Source organism: Vibrio sp. R10-SG3-ISO10, from assembly GCF_059834185.1.
The window spans coordinates 81,088-98,574 of sequence record NZ_JCBDHG010000011.1 but is presented as its reverse complement, the minus strand read 5'-3'; the positions used below and the strand labels follow the sequence as shown (position 1 = coordinate 98,574).

The 17,487-nt window shown below is 43.5% G+C and carries 16 protein-coding genes; 11 read left to right on the top strand and 5 right to left on the bottom strand.

Translation table 11 applies throughout. The annotated features are described in order from the left end of the window. The first annotated feature begins 224 nt into the window (after window positions 1-224). Together AC6R16_RS05220 and dcuC are read left to right on the top strand one after the other, a co-directional pair. Complete coding sequence (locus AC6R16_RS05220) at window positions 225-1,070, top strand: EAL domain-containing protein (RefSeq protein ID WP_500673798.1); 846 nt, start codon at window positions 225-227, stop codon at window positions 1,068-1,070. Window positions 1,071-1,325: 255 nt separating this feature from the next. Further along, window positions 1,326-2,693 carry an anaerobic C4-dicarboxylate transporter DcuC gene (gene dcuC, locus AC6R16_RS05215; RefSeq protein ID WP_500673797.1) on the top strand — a complete coding sequence of 456 codons (1,368 nt, stop codon included), beginning with the start codon at window positions 1,326-1,328 and terminating at the stop codon, window positions 2,691-2,693. A 64-nt stretch (window positions 2,694-2,757) separates the two neighbouring features. Here dcuC and AC6R16_RS05210 read toward each other — a convergent pair whose 3' ends face one another. Further along, window positions 2,758-3,390: a response regulator gene (locus AC6R16_RS05210; protein WP_371718847.1), complete on the bottom strand. Its 633-nt coding sequence runs from the start codon at window positions 3,388-3,390 to the stop codon at window positions 2,758-2,760. Further along, the gene (gene narQ / locus AC6R16_RS05205) at window positions 3,377-5,110 is read right to left on the bottom strand and encodes a nitrate/nitrite two-component system sensor histidine kinase NarQ (protein WP_500673796.1); all 1,734 of its coding nucleotides are present in this window, start codon (window positions 5,108-5,110) and stop codon (window positions 3,377-3,379) included. The genes AC6R16_RS05210 and narQ overlap by 14 nt, the downstream gene beginning before the upstream one ends. Before the next feature lie 242 nt (window positions 5,111-5,352). Between narQ and napF the strand changes: the two genes are divergently transcribed. The 6 genes from napF (at window position 5,353) to AC6R16_RS05175 (ending at window position 9,931) form a co-directional block, all read left to right on the top strand. Then, window positions 5,353-5,835: a ferredoxin-type protein NapF gene (napF, locus tag AC6R16_RS05200; RefSeq protein WP_500673795.1), complete on the top strand. Its 483-nt coding sequence runs from the start codon at window positions 5,353-5,355 to the stop codon at window positions 5,833-5,835. Between the two features lie 14 nt (window positions 5,836-5,849). Beyond that, the gene (locus AC6R16_RS05195; RefSeq protein WP_239854627.1) at window positions 5,850-6,161 is read left to right on the top strand and encodes a chaperone NapD; all 312 of its coding nucleotides are present in this window, start codon (window positions 5,850-5,852) and stop codon (window positions 6,159-6,161) included. Beyond that, a complete protein-coding gene (gene napA / locus AC6R16_RS05190; RefSeq protein WP_500673794.1) occupies window positions 6,158-8,647 on the top strand; it encodes a periplasmic nitrate reductase subunit alpha in 2,490 nt (829 codons plus the stop codon). The genes AC6R16_RS05195 and napA overlap by 4 nt, the downstream gene beginning before the upstream one ends. A gap of 72 nt (window positions 8,648-8,719) precedes the next feature. Beyond that, window positions 8,720-9,175: a nitrate reductase cytochrome c-type subunit gene (locus AC6R16_RS05185; RefSeq protein WP_004748078.1), complete on the top strand. Its 456-nt coding sequence runs from the start codon at window positions 8,720-8,722 to the stop codon at window positions 9,173-9,175. A gap of 26 nt (window positions 9,176-9,201) precedes the next feature. Further along, window positions 9,202-9,780, top strand: a complete 579-nt coding sequence (locus AC6R16_RS05180; RefSeq protein ID WP_004748077.1) for a NapC/NirT family cytochrome c — start codon at window positions 9,202-9,204, stop codon at window positions 9,778-9,780. Between the two features lie 13 nt (window positions 9,781-9,793). Continuing rightward, window positions 9,794-9,931, top strand: coding sequence for a TIGR02808 family protein (locus AC6R16_RS05175; RefSeq protein ID WP_500640996.1), 138 nt, complete (start codon window positions 9,794-9,796; stop codon window positions 9,929-9,931). 322 nt (window positions 9,932-10,253) lie between these two features. Here AC6R16_RS05175 and galE read toward each other — a convergent pair whose 3' ends face one another. Beyond that, window positions 10,254-11,267, bottom strand: a complete 1,014-nt coding sequence (galE, locus tag AC6R16_RS05170) for a UDP-glucose 4-epimerase GalE (protein WP_500673793.1) — start codon at window positions 11,265-11,267, stop codon at window positions 10,254-10,256. Window positions 11,268-11,328: 61 nt separating this feature from the next. Then, entirely contained in the window at window positions 11,329-13,320 is a 1,992-nt protein-coding gene (locus AC6R16_RS05165; protein ID WP_500673792.1) for a diguanylate cyclase domain-containing protein, read from the bottom strand. A 222-nt stretch (window positions 13,321-13,542) separates the two neighbouring features. Between AC6R16_RS05165 and AC6R16_RS05160 the strand changes: the two genes are divergently transcribed. The 3 genes from AC6R16_RS05160 to AC6R16_RS05150 are packed head-to-tail and all read left to right on the top strand — an operon-like array spanning window position 13,543 to window position 15,931. Next, window positions 13,543-14,298, top strand: coding sequence for a 5-oxoprolinase subunit PxpA (locus AC6R16_RS05160; protein WP_500640993.1), 756 nt, complete (start codon window positions 13,543-13,545; stop codon window positions 14,296-14,298). Next, window positions 14,295-15,002: a 5-oxoprolinase subunit B family protein gene (locus AC6R16_RS05155; RefSeq protein WP_500640992.1), complete on the top strand. Its 708-nt coding sequence runs from the start codon at window positions 14,295-14,297 to the stop codon at window positions 15,000-15,002. The genes AC6R16_RS05160 and AC6R16_RS05155 overlap by 4 nt, the downstream gene beginning before the upstream one ends. Then, window positions 14,999-15,931 (top strand): 5-oxoprolinase subunit C family protein, encoded by a 933-nt coding sequence (locus AC6R16_RS05150; protein ID WP_500673791.1) that lies wholly within the window; start codon window positions 14,999-15,001, stop codon window positions 15,929-15,931. Before AC6R16_RS05155 ends, AC6R16_RS05150 begins: the two co-directional genes overlap by 4 nt. A gap of 20 nt (window positions 15,932-15,951) precedes the next feature. On the opposite strand, the gene AC6R16_RS05145 is transcribed toward AC6R16_RS05150, so the two are convergent. Continuing rightward, window positions 15,952-17,397 carry an FAD-dependent oxidoreductase gene (locus tag AC6R16_RS05145; protein WP_500640990.1) on the bottom strand — a complete coding sequence of 482 codons (1,446 nt, stop codon included), beginning with the start codon at window positions 17,395-17,397 and terminating at the stop codon, window positions 15,952-15,954. Between the last annotated feature and the right edge of the window lie 90 nt (window positions 17,398-17,487).

The window sequence follows — 17,487 nt, the reverse complement described above, 5'->3', positions numbered from 1 at the left end:
AATAATATAACTTGAAAAGTAACCTTTGACGTTATTGATATTACAGCCATTAAAACTTATTGATAAATGGCAATGTATTACTCGAATTCGAGCTCAGTTCAAAACTTTAGACGCCTAGAAGTAAAGAACCATTGACAGCATTGTGTCGATGTCAATATTATGTCAAATGTTTGCACTATCCCATGCGGAATAATTTGTTTACACGATAGAGGTCGGTAGTACGTATGATTCTTTCCACTAAGCAACAGTTTGTGGATTGCCTTTCAATGAATGAGGATTCTCAATATATTGGTACCTATAAGAGCCTAACGCTCTACAGTGTATACCAGCCTATTTTCGATACCGACGATAACATTATCGGAGTTGAAGCCCTTGTTCGCATTGAAGACTCTGTCAAAGGGACGATTAGACCCGATCAGTTTTTTCAAAGCCACCAAATCGATTTTGATGACAAGATCAATGTTGAGCGCCTAAGCAGAGTTATACACATCCGTAATTTTGCACGCTCACAGTACCGCCACCTTAACTTATTTCTTAATGTCTTACCTTCAGCAGGTGAATATTTCGCTTTAGAAAACATCGATTCAAGCTTACTTTCTCAACGCTTAAAAGCCCTTAATATTGAAAACTCCCAGCTAGTAATGGAAGTCGTTGAGCTTGATGCGTCTAATGAAGATCACCTAAAACTAGCGATGAAAAAGCTGTCTGAGTGTGATTTTAATATCGCTGTTGATGACTTTGGAGTTAATGCCTCAAATCGCCAGCGTGTTGAACGGTTAAAGCCAGATATTGTAAAGCTAGATCGTTCATTACTCATTTCTTACATGACAGGCGATCAATTTCCGTTATTGTCTGCTGTTAAACTTGCCAAGAATCTTAGTGCGAAAGTTGTCGTCGAAGGTATCGAAACTCAACAACACCTTGATGCTATGCGAAGCTTAGACATAGATTTTTTTCAAGGTTATTTTCTAGCGCTTCCAGAGCCATTACCTGCCATTTATGATGATGAAACGAACAATTTTAGTTCACTTGGCGACCCAAGCATCGTCTATCGTCAGTCGTATCGATAAAGCACGCCAAAAATCATTCACCGAAACAATAATTGATCTAGTTAATAGTTCTACAGCTCGAATTATCACGAACATTTACATCTTAAAAACGATTTAACTACACGATCTTATACGAGTATTAATACATTTATAGATTTTTTGTTCTAGATCATCAGAAGCTTAACTATCACTCGTGCCACAGCATAGAATTCTGTACATTCCTTTTCATAGTTTGAAACAGTTTCTTTATATTTTTAATATCTTGAGGAGATTTCTATGCTGGAACTCTTAATTGGCTTAGTCGTCACTGTTGCAGTCGGCTACTTCATTGTTAAAGGTTACAAACCCGCTGGAGTACTTTTGACGGCAGGTGTGTTGCTACTCATCCTTACTGGCTTAATCGGACACACAGTTCTCCCCGCTAAAGTCGCATCAACCGGAAACATGTTTACCGATGCACTAGAGTACGTGAAATACATGCTTCAGTACCGCGGTGGCGGTCTTGGTATGCAAATCATGCTACTTTGTGGCTTTGCTTCTTACATGACGCATATTGGCGCTAACAATGTTGTGGTAAAACAGTTTTCTAAGCCGCTATCCTTCATCAAGTCTCCATATGTATTACTCGTTGCTGCTTACATCGTAGCCTGTTTGATGTCTCTTGCCGTAAGTTCAGCAACAGGCCTCGGCGTTCTCTTGATGGCAACGTTGTTCCCTATGATGACAGCAATGGGCATCTCACGCCCAGCTGCCGTCGCAGTCTGTGCTTCACCAGCTGCAATCATCCTTTCACCAACTTCTGGTGATGTGGTTATTGCCGCTGAAAAATCAGGCCTTGCACTAGATGTATTTGCTGTCCAAACCGTGCTTCCAGTCTCTATCTGCGCAATCATCGTTATGTCGGCCGCGGCTTTCTTCTGGAATAAATATCTAGATAAGAAAGATAACTCTCCGATGGAACGCGTAGACGTTTCAGAGATTGAAGTGAATGCACCAGCGTTTTATGCGGTCCTACCGTTTCTACCAATCATCGGTGTTTTCTTATTTAACGGTCGCACTATCCCTGGTCTATCTTTAGACATTTACACGATCGTTGTTCTTTCAATCTTTATTGGTGCCTTGGTTAACTTTGTTGTTAAGCGTTTCGATGGACAAAAAACACTCGAGGATCTCGAATCCTGCTACCAAGGAATGGCGGATGCTTTCAAAGGCGTTGTAATGCTATTGGTTGCGGCAGGCGTATTTGCGCAAGGCTTGATGTCTATTGGTGCTATCGATAACTTACTTCACCTTGCTGAGACAGCTGGCGCAGGTGGTATAGCACTCATGCTTATCCTAACGGGATTGACTGTTGCGGCAGCTATCGCGACAGGTTCAGGTAATGCACCTTTCTATGCATTCGTTGAACTAGCGCCTTCACTGGCTGCTAAAATGGGACTTAACCCAGCCTTCCTGATTATCCCAATGCTACAAGCTTCTAACTTGGGCCGTACAATTTCACCAGTATCAGGCGTGATTGTTGCGACGTCTGGAATGGCGAAAATCAGCCCATTTGAAGTCGTAAAACGTACGTCAGTACCTGTACTTTGCGGTTTAGCAACGGTTATTGTTGGTACCCTAGTTCTTGTACCAATGTCAGCATAATTTACGAAATCTTTATAAGACAAGGGCGCTCAGTTGAGCGCCCTTTTTTGTATTTAGCATAAAGCTATTTAATTTCACCGTATCGCTCAAGATAGAGCACAGTTGCCGCTGTACGCGAAGGAACTTGCAGCTTTTTGAGCAAGCTCTTCATATGAACTTTAACGGTAGATTCAGAGATAAACAGTGTGTCGGCAATTTGCTTGTTTCTAAGCCCTTTCGCGACTTCTTTGAGTATCTGCATTTCGCGGTCAGTTAGCTCATCAAAAACCGTCGTGCTGTTTTCGCGCTCCGCTAAGTATTTAGCGACTTCTTTGCTGTAAGACTTGTTACCTTGTAACGAAGATTTTAATAACTCTATAAGCTCATCAGGTTCTGTATCTTTCAACAGGTAACCATCAGCACCAGCCTGCACAATCGCTTCGATATCTGCAGGGCTGTCTGAGACTGTCAAAATGACAATAGTCGCATCACAGTCATCAGCACGCAGCGCGTTTAAAGTGTCTAAACCTGACATCCCTTTCATGTTTAAATCGAGTAAGATCAAGTCTGGCTTGTGTTCATGATTTTGAGCCACGGCCTCTGCACCATTACTGGCTTCAGCGACTACGTTAAATTCATCTTCAAAACTCAGTAATTGGTTGATACCGCGGCGCATCAATGGATGGTCGTCGACCAATAAAACTCTATACTCTGTCAATGTTTGAATCCTTTAATTTTGGATACTCTAAATATACTTCACAGCCTTGATCAGGATTAGTGGAGATACTCAACTCACCATTCAGCCGAGAGGCGCGCTCTTGCATGATGCTTAAACCGTAATGATTGGCTTTTTCTGTGGTTGAGTCAAAGCCAACGCCGTCATCACGAACCGCGACTTTGATATGGGTATCACTTTCGTTGCACTCTATTGTTATTGTCTTGGCATCTGCATGCTTGATCGCATTGGTTGTTGCCTCACGGATCAATTGCAGCAAATGTACTTGCTGATTCGTATCGAGCTCGATTGAAGAAAGCTCATTTGTTAATTTAATTTCAGCGTCTGTTTGATCAGATAGCTGTTCTGTCATTGTATGTAGCGCCGAGCCAAAACTGCCTTCTTTTATAGACAGTCTAAATGTTGTCAGCAGCTCTCTAAGCTGGGTGTATGCAGCCGACAGTCCAGTATCGAGCTCTGCAAGAACAGGCGTCGTCTTAGCAAGTGCTGGGGTTTCGGGCAGTTTCTTCATACCGCGCTTCAAGATTGAGACTTGTATCTTCAAATAAGAGAGCGCCTGAGCCAGCGAGTCATGAAGTTCTCGAGCAATCGTTGCACGCTCTTCCATCACCAATAATTGCTCAGCTTGCCTTTGAGCCTGATTGTAATATACCGCACGGGATAATATCTGTACAAAGTTGTCAATCAATGCTTGATCTGGGCACGGTAATGATACCTTCCAATACAAGGTTCCAAGTTCAATCCCGTCTAATGACAGAGTTTGACTTTGGCACTGCTTGGCGCATTTCTTACATCCATTACCTTCAGTCAATAAGATCGGCCTTTCTCCGGGCTCATTGATTTCTAAGCGTACTGACGTGATCCCTTCAAGACTAACAATATGCTTCAAAATTGCTGAGAAGTTATCTTGAGTGATTCGCGAAACCGTCAGTTCTTGAGAAGATTGATAGAGAACACGCAACGAATCATTAGCGTGTTGGAGCTTTTGGGTTTTCTCATTGACGGCCTGCTCTAGCCCTCGATAGAGGCTTCCAAGATCTCTTGCCATCTTATTGAACGCTTTGGACAAGATACCCATTTCATTTTCACTGTCTATATTCAACTCGATATTGAAAGATCGAGATTGAATTTGCTCGCTCGCGATAACCAGAGAGTTTAACGGCTTAACGATGTGCTTACGGGTGTAATGGACGATAAAAATACTGATCAGTAAGACACCTCCTAGCCCTAAACCGCCGACCCAAGCTAAGGAAATGAGTTTCTTTTCTGAATAATCTTGAAGCTTAAAAACAAACGAATCGATCTGATTAACAAAGCCAGCAACCAAGACCAAATATCGGTCTCTCTCATTGCCTTTTAGTACATGCTTTAGCTCGTGCCAACGTACAATTAACCGATAGTAATCATGTGTAATATCTTCAGGCACAGCCCAATTCTGTAGCGCTTTCATCGAATCTGAGTAAATCGATCGTTCAAACTGAACAATATGCGTCGAATAGTCGACCGATTCAGACTGTATATCATGAGCAAGTCGATAACTCTGCATCCGCATAGAACCTGCAACATTCACTGCTTCCGCATCGTTCAAACTTGAAGCTAGAGTAAAAATTGCGAACCCGGTCGTAGTTACCGATAAGAGCAAAATTAGCACCATGGCTTTTGCAACCGTTGTGGTCACAGAGCTTTTCACATTTTTTAACACTCGAACAATACAACCTTAAATAGAAAACCTGCGATTAAATACTAAGCTTATTAGTAATTGTCGCGACAATATGTGATCACTTACGCGTAAGTTTGTTGATCTAAAACAATTTTAGTCGGCATTACCCCCAAGGGGGTATTTATACAAATATGTCAAAACCTACAATTCATGTAAGGATAAATTACAACTTATGAACAGTTATTTAGCCATAAAAACAACATCTAACAAACTTGGGTAAGAGAGTGGTAGACCTTACTAAAAGACGGCTATTTTCTAAACGTCTCGTTGACGATAACACTATTCGTCTACCTTGGCTTGTGAACAGTGCCGAATTTACTGACTTGTGCACACGTTGTGGTAAGTGCAGTGAAGTCTGTGAAACGAACATAATTATTAAAGGTGACGGTGGTTTTCCTCAAATCGATTTTTCTCGCGGCGAGTGCACATTTTGTTATCAGTGCGCTGATGTATGCCCAGAACCATTATTTGCCGATAAACAATCTTTACCTTGGAATGCTAAAGCTTCGATCAATGAGGCATGTTTAGCGAAGCAAAATGTCGAATGCCGAAGCTGTGGCGATATGTGTGACACCATGGCAATTAAGTTCAAACTAGAAATAGGCAAAGTCGCACAACCCAATTTAGAGCTTGATGAATGTACAGGATGCGGCGCTTGCGTAGCAGTTTGCCCTACTTCATCCATCAATGTGAGCAATTTAGTTTAATACGGAAGAAGTTTATGTCACTGAACGAAGTGCATATTTCGAGCTTAGTCGTGCATTGTTCGCCAGAACATCTCGGTGAAGTGAAATCTCAAATTGAGCAGTATGACAATGCTGAGATCTACGGAGACAGCCCTGAGGGCAAAATCGTAGTGGTATTGGAAACTGAGAATCAAGGCTTTATCACCGACACGATCGAAACCATTAATAACCTCCCAAATGTGTTGAGTACGGCTTTGGTTTATCACCAAATCGAAACCGATCTCGACGACGAATCACAAAATAACAACACTGGAACTCAATATTCCCAAACCGAGGGTGAAGTATGAAGATGACAAGACGAGCGTTTGTTAAGGCAAACGCAGCAGCATCAGCGGCAGCAGTTGCGGGCATCACCTTGCCTGCGTCTGCAACGAATCTGATCGCTAGCTCAGACCAAACTAAAATCACATGGGACAAAGCACCTTGTCGTTTCTGTGGTACTGGCTGTTCAGTTCTTGTAGGTACGCAAAACGGCAAAGTCGTTGCGACACAAGGTGACCCTGAAGCACCTGTCAACAAAGGACTAAACTGTATCAAGGGCTACTTCCTGTCTAAAATCATGTACGGTCAAGATCGTTTGACCCAGCCACTTCTTCGCATGAAAGATGGTAAGTACGATAAAGATGGTGACTTCACTCCAGTTTCTTGGGATGTTGCTTTTGACACTATGGCAGACAAGTGGAAAGAAGCACTTAAGAAGCAAGGTCCTTCTGGTGTTGGTATGTTTGGTTCAGGCCAATGGACCGTAATGGAAGGCTATGCTGCTGCTAAAATGATGAAAGCAGGTTTCCGTTCAAACAACATCGACCCTAACGCACGTCACTGTATGGCATCTGCGGTAGGTGCTTTCATGCGTACGTTTGGTATCGATGAGCCAATGGGTTGTTATGATGACTTCGAAAATGCGGATTCATTCGTACTTTGGGGTTCTAACATGGCAGAAATGCACCCTGTACTTTGGACTCGTATTACCGACCGCCGTTTAAGCCACCCTCACGTTAAGGTAAACGTACTTTCTACGTACTACCACCGCTCTTTTGAATTGGCAGACGAAGGCTACATCTTTGAACCACAAACTGACCTTGTCATTGCTAACTATATCGCAAATTACATTATTGAAAATGATGCGGTTAACTGGGACTTCGTTAACAAACACACCAACTTCAAACAAACAGCAACCGACATCGGTTATGGCCTGCGTGACGATGACCCACTACAAAAAGCAGCGGCGAACCCGAACTCAGGTAAGATGTCTTCGATCTCGTTTGATGAGTACAAGAAATCAGTTGCTCCTTACACACTAGAGAAGTCTGCAGAGATGTCTGGTGTTTCTCAAGAAAAGCTACTAAGTCTTGCGAAGCAATACGCTGATCCAGATACCAAAGTAATGTCTCTTTGGACTATGGGTACTAACCAACACACCCGCGGGGTTTGGGTTAACAGCTTAATCTACAACCTGCACCTACTAACAGGTAAGATTTCAACTCCAGGTAACAGCCCATTCTCGTTAACTGGTCAGCCTTCGGCTTGTGGTACTGCTCGTGAAGTAGGTACGTTTGCACACCGCCTTCCTGCTGACATGGTGGTGGCTAACCCTAAACACCGTAAAGTAGCAGAGAAGATTTGGAACATCCCTGATGGTGTTATTCCACCTAAACCTGGCTACCACGCAGTTCTGCAAGACCGTATGTTAAAAGACGGCAAGCTTAACGCTTACTGGGTAATGTGTAACAACAACATGCAAGCGGGTCCAAACATCAATGGTGAACGTTTGCCGGGTTACCGTAATCCAGAAAACTTTATCGTTTGCTCTGACCCATACCCAACAGCGACAGCGCAAGCTGCCGACTTAGTCCTTCCGACAGCAATGTGGATTGAGAAAGAAGGTGCTTACGGTAACGCTGAACGTCGTACACAAGCTTGGTACCAACAAGTTGGTACGGTAGGAGAGGCGAAATCTGACTTATGGCAGGTAATGGAGTTCTCTAAACGCTTCAAGATGGAAGAAGTTTGGACTGAAGAGCAGCTTGCAAACGCGCCTCAGTACCGCGGAAAAACAATGTATGACATGCTGTTCGCAAACGGCGTTATCAATAAGTACCCAGTAGAAGAGGCTCGCGAGCTCAACGACGATGCTCACCACTTCGGTTACTACGTCCAGAAAGGTCTATTTGAAGAATATGCTACTTTCGGTCGTGGCAAAGCGCACGACTTGGCACCATATGATGTCTACCACCAAGTACGCGGTCTACGTTGGCCTGTTGTTGACGGTAAAGAGACGCTTTGGCGCTACAAAGAAGGCTCAGATCCGTATGCGAAAGCGGGTTCTGGTTGGGACTTCTACGGTAAGCCAGATGGTAAAGCGTGGATCATTTCAGCACCATACGAAGCGCCACCTGAGGTTCCAGATTCTGAATATGATATGTGGCTATGTACAGGCCGTGTTCTTGAGCACTGGCACACAGGTACAATGACTCGTCGTGTTCCAGAACTATACAAAGCGGTACCTGATGCAGTTGTTTATATGCACCCTGCCGATGCTAAAGCTCGCGGTGTTCGTCGTGGTGAAGAAGTTCTTATTGAGAATAAACGCGGTGAGGTTCGTGTCCGCGTAGAAACTCGCGGGCGTAACCGTCCACCTGAAGGCTTGGTATTTGTACCATTCTTTGACGCACGTATTTTAATTAACAAGTTGATTCTCGACGCGACTGATCCTCTGTCTAAACAGACAGACTTCAAAAAGTGTCCGGTTAAGATCACTAAGATCGCTTAATTATGAATGCGCTGACTGCCCTGCTTTGGGCAGTCAGAATCAAGAATTTAGCCATTAGGCGGAGAATGAATAATGAAGAAATTTCTAATTGCACTGTTATCGGTAGGTGCTCTAGTAAGTGGCGCTGCAGTAGCTGAACTTGAAAACCCAGGTGGTATTGGTGGTCTAGAGTCATTGCGTGGAGCAAGTGAACTTGAAGCAACACGTTCAGCTGATGATTTTAAAAAGTATCCTCGTGAGCAAGTTTTAGAGAGTAGCTTTGTTTACCAGCCACCTCTAATTCCACATAACATTCGTAGCTATGAAGTATCATTGAACGCGAACAAGTGTTTATCTTGCCATAGCTGGAAAAACGCCAAAGAGATGGGCGCGACCAAGATCAGCGTAACCCACTACGTTAACCGTGAAGATGCTGTACTTGCCGACATGTCTCCTCGTCGTTACTTCTGTCTTCAGTGTCACGTTCCTCAAGCAAACGCGAAACCTTTAATTGAGAACGATTTCAAGAGTGTGGATGCGCTTAAGTAATCACGTGAGTAAATAAGAGGTTATCTATGAAATTATTGAAAGCGTTTTGGAAGCGGTTAGCAAGCCCGAGTAAAGCAGCAGTAGGTGTGGTTTTATTCATGGGTTTTGCTGGCGGTCTTCTATTCTGGGGCGCATTTAACACGGGTATGGAAGCGACCAACTCTGAAGAGTTCTGTTCAGGTTGTCACGCTCCTATCGTTGCAGAAATTCAAGAAACAGTGCACTACTCTAACCGTTCTGGCGTACGCGCTATCTGTTCAGACTGTCACGTGCCGCACGAATGGACAGATAAGATCGTACGTAAAGTTCAAGCGTCTAAAGAGCTGTTTGCACACTTTGTTACTAAGACCATTGATACACCGGAAAAATTCCAAGAGCGTCGTGCTCACCTTGCGGAACGCGAGTGGGCGCGCTTGAAAAAGAATGACTCTCTTGAATGTCGTAACTGTCACCAGTTCGAATACATGGATTTCTCTGAGCAAGGTTCAAGAAGTGCCAAACAGCACTCTACTGCCCTAGCATCTGGTGAGAAAACGTGTGTAGACTGCCACAAAGGCATCGCCCATAAACTACCAGATATGCATGGCATTGAAGGCTGGCAATAAGGAGCACTGAATAATGAGTACTTTAGAATCTATTATTTGGCATGTTCTTGGCTATAGCGCTATGCCTGTAATCATCTTGTCCGGCTTCGCGGTCGTTGCCGCTATTTCGGTATGGTTGCTGTCGTTAGGAAAAGATAAAGAGGCTGAATAAAAACCTCTCAGTTTTTGGCTAGGTTCATTCCTAGCCTCTAATACCAACCGTAAATAGCTTCGGTTCAATTTTGCCTATTTTGTATCGAACATAAAAAAGCCACCTTAGTTTTGCTAAGGTGGCTTTCTACTTTTCGTTGGTTGTTATACCAATCACACCAATTATCTGGTCATTCTTGCTTGTTAAAACCGCTTATAACTGCGTTAAAGCTGTGTCTTCAAAGAATGGTGAAGGTAGAAAAACTAGCTAACTACAATCTTTGCCTTGTTCTTAGCGGTTTTTCCTAAGCAATTTTCTGAACATCTAATTAATGCGATTCGTATTACTCTGGATAACCATTCGGGTTATTCGATTGCCAGCGCCAAGTATCTTCGGTCATTTGCTCTAAACTACGAACCGCTTGCCAATTAAGATCTTGCTTTGCTTTAGCCGGATCTGCCCAGCATTCAGCAATATCGCCCGGTCTACGTTCAACGACTTTATAAGCAACGGTTTTACCCGATGCTTTTTCAAATGCTTTGACCATATCCAAAACACTAGATCCATTACCTGTTCCTAGGTTGTAGATATGTAAACCTGAAGTTTGTCCAACTTTCTGTAAAGCAGCAATATGACCATCAGACAGATCCATAACATGAATGTAGTCACGTACTCCAGTGCCATCCGGTGTCGGGTAATCATCACCAAATACAGATAGACACTCTCTGCGCCCTACTGCCACTTGCGAAACGAAAGGCATCAAGTTATTCGGAATGCCCTGAGGATCTTCACCTAACTCACCTGACGGATGTGATCCAACAGGATTAAAGTAGCGGAGCAAAGTAATACTCCAATCTGGGTTAGCCTTTTGGAAGTCGGTCAAGCACTCTTCAACCATAAGCTTACTGCGACCATAAGGATTAGTTGCACTTGTAGGAAAATCTTCACGAATAGGCACTGAAGCAGGGTCACCATAAACCGTTGCTGAAGATGAGAACACCATTGTTTTCACGTGCGCTTCACGCATAGCGTCAATCAAAACAAGTGTTCCGTTGACGTTATTGTCGTAGTACTCCAGTGGTTTTTCCACCGACTCTCCTACGGCTTTCAGTCCTGCAAAGTGAATAACCGCCTCTACACTATGTTTCTTCAATACTTCGACAAGCTGGGCTTTATCACGAATATCTCCATGGACGAAATCGAGTCTAGTTCCTGTGACTTTCTCGATTCGATCTAACACCGACTGCTTACTATTATATAGATTGTCATAAATCACAGGAGTCATTCCTGCTTCAATCATCTGAATACAAGTGTGGCTACCTATATAACCCATTCCACCGGTTACTAAAACTTTCATGTCGCTAACCTTTTAAAAACATGCTCTTATACTAATTCAATTTACCTCTTAGCCAAAGTGGCTAGCTGACGTTTGTTTCATTTTTCTCAAGATGGATAACATATTGCCCCTTTCCACTGGTTTTAGCATGATACATCGCCGTATCCGCCGCTTTTAACAACGCTTCAATATCAGATTCTCGCTGCTCGGTATATTGAACTCCTACGCTTGCTCCCACACTCAGAAACTGATTTCTATATTCTATACGTTGTTCTAAACGCTGAATGGCTTTACTTGCGAAGGACGTCGCTGCATCTTTGTCGATACAACTGATGACGACGACGAATTCGTCGCCAGAAAGCCTAGCAACGAGATCACCTTCATGGACGAGTGCAAGCAGTCGTTTAGCTACCTGCTTTAACACTTCATCTCCTGCATCATGACCATATGTATCATTAACAGATTTAAATCCATCGAGGTCAATATAGAGCAGTGCTAATCCACAGCAATTACGACGTTCCGTTTTTAACATTCCGTCAAGCACTCTATACAATTCAGTTCTATTGGCTAACCCGGTCAATGAATCATGGTGAGCAAGGTAGTCGAGCCTTTCCATTTCTTTGTCGCTTGACAGATCGCTCAACAGATAGACGAAATCATATTCATCTTGTTTTTCGCTACTCGCTATTCGCGATACTTTGACAAACAGCGGGACTTTCTTGTGTCCGAGCTTGTGTTGCTCCCAGACTTCGCCTTGCCACTGACCATGTTTAACGACTGATTCCTTAATCACCGGCATAAGAGATTTGAATTGCTGCCAATCAAATATTTGATCAGGTCGTTTTCCCAATAAATCTTGCTGGGAGTGACCAAGAAGCTTCGATACCGCAGGGTTAACCATCGTAATGGTGTCCAACTGGTTCGTAACTATAAGGCCATCTTTGCTATTCTCGAACACACCTGCGGCGAGTCGTTGTCTCCTCTGCGCAGCTTCCACTTCAGTCACATCTTGTATGGCAAATAGTACCTGTTCACCTTTACTCAACTGAGTAGCATTAACACACAAGAGTTGATGGTTTCCAAACACATCGCGTATCCACAACTGCCTATCGGAGATTTCCGCATCCTTTTGTAGCGCTGTCGATATAATTGGTTGTCCACCATCGCCAAGCAATTCCGCAAGTCGCGCGCCTTTAAGATAAGCGGGAGTGCGACGAAAAATATCACAGGTTGCTGCGTTGAAATGCACAACTTCGCCAGCTGCATTCAACACGACTAGCGCATGCTTGACCGTTTCAATAACTTCATTAGCGAACGATTTTTCTTGTTCCAGTTTTTTTAATGTATTAGTAACTTGTATGTCGCGTTCATTTAATCGGTCTAACATGGTATTAAACGCTTGAACCAGCCCACCTATCTCATCATCTGCGGCATGAGTTATGTTTAACGTTTCGCGTTTATTTTCGATGTAGGACCAAATTCCAGAACTCAACCTGTAGACGGGCCTAATAATGTACATTTCCACCATCAGGTAAAGGACAAGTGCTGACACGGCGAGTAACAACAGATAGTTCATACTACTGGACATTGCGTCTAGATAGATGGCATTAAGTGATTGTTTAGATAGCGTAATGCGCAAATGCGCGATCACATCTGAATCACTTTTAATGGGCACCAGTAAAAAGATATGCTCATCACTCATGGCATACCGGTTGTTTCGAATCTCTGCTCTCTGCTTTTCCGTTGGTACTGGGGCGATCGCGCCCTGCTTCTCATACATCGCAAAAAGCTGGCCATCGGTCATATAAAGCTTTACCCGTACGACATCTTCATCGGCCGCAAAAGCAACCAATATTCTTTCTGCAGTGTTTTTGTTTCCTGCAAGAATAACGGTTTGGAGGCTATACGCGACACCAGTTGCCAAAACACCAGCTCTATTTAGGAGATTATCTTTTTGAGTGAGATAGGACTGAAGCAATGAATATCCCTGAGAAAAGACAAAAACAATCCCTGTAAAGAACACAATCGGTACAATTAGCTTACTCTTTAGAGATAAATGCCTAAATGGTATCAATCTAACTCCTGTACTCACTGACGATTAGAAAACGGCTTGGCTCCATTGCTATATGTATCTAGTAGCAACACTCTCTACAAACGATAGACACTTAGTTCATGGATAGCGCCCCGAATTGAACTGTTTTTATTAATTATTCACCAAATAATGAGTTTGATCACTGTTTAGCAAAAGTAATTGAAACATCTTAGTAGATGATTTAAATAAGGAAATTTTTCGTCAATGGAAAAACGTTCGATCTGTCTTAATTGTGATATGGGGGAAAGTTTCGGCGCTTGGAAAATGGGTGCCGATGAATCTGTAATGCCTCATATCCACATGGCGAATATCGCTTGTGGCTTTCATGCATCTGATCCGCAAGTGATGAATGAAACGATAAAGCTTGCCATCAAGTACGATGTTCAAATTGGCGCTCATCCTAGTTACCCTGATTTACAAGGATTTGGTCGGCGCAGTATGAATCTGGCTCCTGATGAAATCACTAATATGTTGATCTATCAGATTGGTGCCCTAAAAGGGCTCGCGGATAGCCACAACAAAGACCTTAGCTATGTGAAACCTCATGGTGCTCTCTACAATGATATGCTTAAAGACCTTTCTATTTTCGAGTCTGTTGTAGATGCGGTATCAAGCTTTGGCTTACCACTAATGACACTTGCCGTCGCTGACACCCAACCTTACCTAGATATCGCAGATCGCTACGATGTTCCCTTGTTGTTTGAAGCATTTGCAGACCGCAGTTATTTGGCGAATGGATTTTTGGCTCCGCGTGGACAAGATAAAGCCGTGTTAACGAGTCACGAAGATATTCTGAGTCAAGTTTTACAAATTGCACGTTACGGAAAAGTCCGAACTATTGATGGATTTTCTATCCCACTTGAAGCCGATACCATTTGTGTCCACGGCGATAATCAAGAAGGTGTCGCTATGATTAAACAGATTAGATCTCTGCTTGATAAGGAGAATCACAATCCATGATTATCGATACCTCTATCGACCCCGTCGCGGAGTGTTCAATTTTGATCCGCTTTCATAGCGAACCCAATGATCACCTATCTTGGGTTATAGGCGAAATTAGCCAATATCTCACCAATCAACTCGGTGCTTGGGTAATGAATGTAACCCCATCTTTTGATTCAATTCTTGTTGACTACCTTCCACACCGCATTTCTATTTTTGAGTTCGTCCCTTATCTAGAAAAATTAGTAACTCAAGCGCTACTCAACATGCCAGAAGCACATGTTTCTGAAGTCATTGAGTTACCTGTTTATTACGATCTTTCCGTCGGCCCTGACCTAAAAGATTACGTAGAATCAGGCCACTCCATCGAATCCGTCATCAAAGCGCACTCGGAAACGGAATATACCGTTGGAGCAATAGGATTTACCGCAGGGTTCGCATTTCTCTCTGACGTTGCAGAAACCATTAGACGACCTAGAAAGCCGACCCCAAGAGTAACCGTGCCTAAAGGTAGCGTTGCCATCGCCAACAATCAAACCGCCGTGTACCCAAGTGAAACACCTGGAGGTTGGAATATCATCGGCAATTGTCCTGTTGAACTTTATCACCCAACAAGCGCTAAAATTCTGCCCTTTTCTATAGGGACCAGAATTAAATTCAAAGCGATTAACCAGAAAGAGTTTCTAAAGCTTGGCGGAACAATCAGTGAGGGGTGGCAATGACAATTGAAAACTATATTGAAGTGGTTAAACCCGGACAACAGACGCTTATTCAAGACTTTGGCCGGTTTGGTTTGGCACATTTTGGTATTGCTCAAGGAGGCCCTGTGGATGATTACGCCTACAGCTGGGCAAACCATCTTCTGGGTAATACCATCAACATGCCAACGCTTGAGATCACCTTAGGTCAAGCAGAGTTTTTGATCCATCATTCTTGCGAGCTTGCCATAGCGGGAGGCGATTTAAATGCAAAGTTAGATGGAATAAGTATTGAAAACTGGTCTACATGTCGTGCCTTAAAAGGACAAACAATCACTTTTGGCCTTCCGCGTAACGGTCTAAGAGCCTACCTAGCCGTTAAAGGAGGATTTGATGTACCGACTCAACTCGGTAGCTCTGCTACTGTAGAGCGGGATCAATTAGGTGGGCTAAAAAGTGGAACCTCACTACAAGTTGGTGATGTTTTACCTTTTAGCCAACACACTATGTCATCAAACTCTGTACAGATGACCTTCAGATATAAGCCTGACTATAACTTGCCGTTAGAACTGCGTGTCATTGAGGGCTATCAAGTCAATGATTTTTCGCGAGACGCCGTTAATTCACTGTACGCACAAGAGTTTGAAGTGAGCCAACTCGTTAATAGGATGGGATATCGGCTCTCAGGAGCCACAGTGAAGGCGCCCAACAAAGAGTATCTGAGTGAAGGGATTGCACTTGGCTCGATTCAAGTAACGCCAAATGGAGAACCAATAGTCTTGTTAAATGACAGACAAACTATTGGTGGTTATCCGAAAATTGGCTGCGTTGCCCGCATAGATTTGCCACGGCTAGCACAGGCAAAACCAGGACAAAAAGTGAAATTCGTTCGTGGTGATTTACTTGGTTTACAAGACGTATGGGGACAGTGGGCTCGATTTTTTGGCTATTAGGGCGATTTTATCGCCCCTCTCTAGCTCAAACTACCGTAGTACTTAGCTAATTGCTCTGGGTACGCCCTCTCTGTAGCGAGCTCTCTCGCTTTTGCTTCTATATTCTCAGCCGACAAGCTCATTGTCACTGGGTGAAGCGATTCAATATTGTTATCTTGGTAGTCATGTAGTCGCCACTCCTTCACCAATTTAATCGCTGCTTCATAGGCAGACGATCCTTTTACCACTTCAACCCTAGCGTAATGCTCACCTTCAAAAGTGACATCCGCAGCTCTGAGGGTGTCGTCTCTTCCCGGTATCTGCTGTGCGCCAAACAGTGGCGTGCCATGTTCTTTTGCTTGCTGGTAATCTGGGATAAATCGCGCCATATGAGCGATAGCCTTTCGACTTCTCTCGACAATGACCTCTTGATTCCAGCCTTTCTGAATTTTGCGCTTCAATCGTAAAGGTAAATGCGGTTGTGATGTCGATTCATTCGACGCGACTAAGCCATCATCAAATAAAGTGATATCTTTCGTCATGCCATGTAACTGAAACACGCCATCGGGATAAGGAGTGAGCTGCGCCATTCCATTTGGCGTTCCCCTCGGTCCGTGGAAAATTACTTCAGGCCAAAGCTCGTTGCATTCGGCCCAACGAGTGACATAAGCAGCTTTAAACTCGACCAATCTTTCGCGTGGTTTATTCGCTAAGTCGTCGATAGAACCTGTCTCATAACCACAGGCGTTAACAAGGAAATCGAACTCTAAGAATTGCGTGTGCTCACCTTGACTAACACACTCAATCATCCAACTGTCAGAACGCTCTTCTACCCCTATTACCTGTGTATTAGTCATCAAGGTACAGTTTGGAATCGCTTCTAAGGCCAAAGTCGCAGATGCAGCAATACGGAACACGCTCCATCCATGCTCCTCCACAGCAACAACAGGGAACTTAAGCGCATCTAAATCAGTATGTTTTGCGAAAGGAATCATCCACTCGTCGATCGTTTTTGGTTGAGGCGGTTGTTTTTGCTCAATCAGTTCATCCAAATCTTCGCGACTGTAGAATTTGTAATAGTCACTAGGCTCACCTAACACTTTGTTCGCTGGATCTTCAGCGACTAATTCTGCATAGCAAGATTGAATGGTAATGAGCCTTTCATACAACTCTTCAGGACTACCGCCATCGGAATATGGCACCGCAATTACGGTCGGTCTGCGATTGATCGTCTGTGGATAAAGACGTGCAGTATCTATAGATTGCTTAAGCAACTCAATACACTGTTCAGTAGAAATCTCTCTGTACAAATTTCCACCAGCATGAAGATGACATATTGGAGGGCCGCTGATCAGCCCATTTCCCTTTTCAATAAGGTGGACACTTAAACCTAGTTCGGCCATGTGAACTGCAGCCGTAGCTCCAGCAATACCGCCGCCAATAATTGCAATTTTAGGTGAACTTTTTGTTTGGGTCTTAGAGAGCATTTATATGGCTAATTCATTCATTCTAAGTGCATTTTACTGGTAATACTAAATGAATAAAATCACAAATTTTTCATGGAGAAATTATGACGT

Excerpts from the sequence above, each read along its gene's own strand:
- AC6R16_RS05150 (WP_500673791.1), top strand. The coding sequence starts at position 14,999 with ATGACAATTGAAAACTATATTGAAGTGGTTAAACCCGGACAACAGACG.
- galE (WP_500673793.1), bottom strand. The coding sequence starts at position 11,267 with ATGAAAGTTTTAGTAACCGGTGGAATGGGTTATATAGGTAGCCACACT.
- AC6R16_RS05175 (WP_500640996.1), top strand. The coding sequence starts at position 9,794 with ATGAGTACTTTAGAATCTATTATTTGGCATGTTCTTGGCTATAGCGCT.
- AC6R16_RS05195 (WP_239854627.1), top strand. The coding sequence starts at position 5,850 with ATGTCACTGAACGAAGTGCATATTTCGAGCTTAGTCGTGCATTGTTCG.
- AC6R16_RS05145 (WP_500640990.1), bottom strand. The coding sequence starts at position 17,397 with ATGCTCTCTAAGACCCAAACAAAAAGTTCACCTAAAATTGCAATTATT.
- AC6R16_RS05185 (WP_004748078.1), top strand. The coding sequence starts at position 8,720 with ATGAAGAAATTTCTAATTGCACTGTTATCGGTAGGTGCTCTAGTAAGT.
- AC6R16_RS05155 (WP_500640992.1), top strand. The coding sequence starts at position 14,295 with ATGATTATCGATACCTCTATCGACCCCGTCGCGGAGTGTTCAATTTTG.
- dcuC (WP_500673797.1), top strand. The coding sequence starts at position 1,326 with ATGCTGGAACTCTTAATTGGCTTAGTCGTCACTGTTGCAGTCGGCTAC.
- AC6R16_RS05180 (WP_004748077.1), top strand. The coding sequence starts at position 9,202 with ATGAAATTATTGAAAGCGTTTTGGAAGCGGTTAGCAAGCCCGAGTAAA.
- AC6R16_RS05220 (WP_500673798.1), top strand. The coding sequence starts at position 225 with ATGATTCTTTCCACTAAGCAACAGTTTGTGGATTGCCTTTCAATGAAT.
- napA (WP_500673794.1), top strand. The coding sequence starts at position 6,158 with ATGAAGATGACAAGACGAGCGTTTGTTAAGGCAAACGCAGCAGCATCA.
- AC6R16_RS05160 (WP_500640993.1), top strand. The coding sequence starts at position 13,543 with ATGGAAAAACGTTCGATCTGTCTTAATTGTGATATGGGGGAAAGTTTC.